Raw genomic sequence first — 231 nt, forward strand, 5'->3', positions numbered from 1 at the left:
GTCCAGCCCGGATAGTCGAGCACCGGATACAGGCAGATGCCTTCCACCGGCACCCCGGCCTGCATGGCCAGGCCCGCCTGCTCGCTGACATAGCGCAGCCAGTCGCCGCGCACGTCGCCCTCGGCCCCGGTTTCGGCGATCAACAAGGGTCGCCCATAGCGCTGATGGATCTCCCGCAGGATGCCCTTGAAGGGCCGGTAATCCGGGCTGCCCCGTTCGATGGTACGGCCG

Annotated in this window: 1 pseudogene; it reads right to left on the reverse strand. The window is 68.4% G+C overall.

Annotation, left to right across the window (positions count from 1 at the left end):
* Nucleotides 1–231: pseudogene (locus AAEZ09_RS29295) on the reverse strand (beta-glucosidase); the annotation flags it as partial.

This window comes from Pseudomonas sp. 65/3-MNA-CIBAN-0223, assembly GCF_040310425.1.
Classification (GTDB): domain Bacteria; phylum Pseudomonadota; class Gammaproteobacteria; order Pseudomonadales; family Pseudomonadaceae; genus Aquipseudomonas; species Aquipseudomonas gregormendelii.